1 protein-coding gene and 1 pseudogene are annotated in these 1,546 nt (G+C 51.2%); both read right to left on the bottom strand.

Annotated elements, in window-relative coordinates; all coding sequences use genetic code 11:
* Positions 1-95: 95 nt before the first annotated feature.
* Positions 96-1,121 (bottom strand): glycosyltransferase family 2 protein, encoded by a 1,026-nt coding sequence (locus tag Q358_RS18405; RefSeq protein WP_342665561.1) that lies wholly within the window; start codon positions 1,119-1,121, stop codon positions 96-98.
* A 55-nt stretch (positions 1,122-1,176) separates the two neighbouring features.
* Positions 1,177-1,452: pseudogene (locus Q358_RS17645) on the bottom strand (IS3 family transposase); the annotation flags it as partial.
* Positions 1,453-1,546: the final 94 nt, after the last annotated feature.

Here is a 1,546-nt window from a genome sequence, read left to right as displayed (position 1 = left end):
ATGGCACTGTCTGGGTGAATGGCGATAATGGCTATATTGCCATGCAGGTCAGTGGGTTAGAAGTGCTTCCGGGGGCCGGTCTCACGGATTCAGGATTACATTTCTTTCCATTCAGAAAAATTTAGAAAGTCAGGGTAGCCATCTAACAAATTTTCTATAAGAACTACATCTGTTACAAAATAATTGCGTGAGTTGACAACTTGCCCCATGACCACCGGCTCAACCTTACCCTGTTGCAGTAGCTCAAAATACAGATTACATAAGGCTTCAGGGGCTTTGTGGAAACTGGGCCAATGAAACAGTGCTATCTTTTCCTTAGGGTGCTTGCCAATAAACTCAGCCGCTTTCTGGCAATCTTCTAAACGAGAAAAATCGCCGGCAATAACCGCATTGAATACCAGCGGCTCATCAGAACGTTCAAACATGCTGCGCGGCGCTGGGAAAGCCCGCTTGGTTTTAGCATCCTGAACATTAAGATTTTTTTGCGATGCGTGCCACCAAGCACAAATTTCACGGTAGATATGCCGCAGCCCGTAATACACGGTGCGCACATGGGTGGCCTTGGTACGGGTTAGCGAAGACTCTTCATCCAGCGCAAAGGCTAAGGGTGTGTCGGAGTAAATTTTGGCAAGCGACTTCTCACCAAAGCGGGCTTGCATGCGCCAGATATATTCAGTGTCACCGCCGATGCGTACGTGATCCCATTCACCTACCGTTTCAAGTACTTCTTTTCTAAACATGAAAGAAGACTGACTCCAGTGGATCAACCGCTTAACAGGACGCCAGTTTTGCGTAAACGACAAATCATCAAGTGCGCGAATCCAATGGGCGGCACAGCCCTTTACTGCTGGGTGTTTTTCTAAGTAAGCCACCTGAGTCGCAATTTTTTGAGGGTGGGACCAATCATCACTATCGTGAGTGGTAAACAAATCACCGGTGGCAAACGTCAAGCCATAATTCCGTGCCGCATAGGCTCCACCATTTTGTGGCGGCTGAACGGCTTTAACGCGTGAATCTTCTTTCTCTAACGCCTTCAGTACATCGAAGGTGTTATCTGGCGAGCAGTCATCTACTGCGATAATTTCGATGTTTTCATAGGTTTGCGCCAGTAGCGACTCAATAGCAATACGTACCTGTTCCGGTAGTTGTCAAGGAATCTGTCGCCTCTGAGATCATTCACGCCACCTGCTTTTCTGGTTCGGCGACGGTGACATGGAGCTCCCGCTCCGGGTTGAGTGACACGGTACCGATCGGCGTCCAGTTGCGAGTCTTGCCGCTCCATCGCGCAGGGTTGGTGTCACGCGCCGCCTGATTGATGACGTGGCGCTTGGCCAACACCGCAGCGTCTTCGCCCGCATGGCGCTGTGCCGGTGTCACCAGGCGAATGCCGCTGTGCCGGTGCTCGTGGTTGTACCACTGCACGAAGCCAGCCACCCACTCGCGGGCGTTGTCAGGGAAAACGCATGAAAAAACCTACACCGCGAGAATGTCGGCAAGGTACGTCTCATCCAGCGCCGCTTTCTTTTGTTTCCGCCGCACACCGCCT

Source organism: Halomonas halodenitrificans DSM 735, from assembly GCF_000620045.1.
Taxonomy (GTDB): Bacteria; Pseudomonadota; Gammaproteobacteria; order Pseudomonadales; family Halomonadaceae; genus Halomonas; species Halomonas halodenitrificans.
This window is presented reverse-complemented; position numbering and strand designations above follow the sequence as displayed.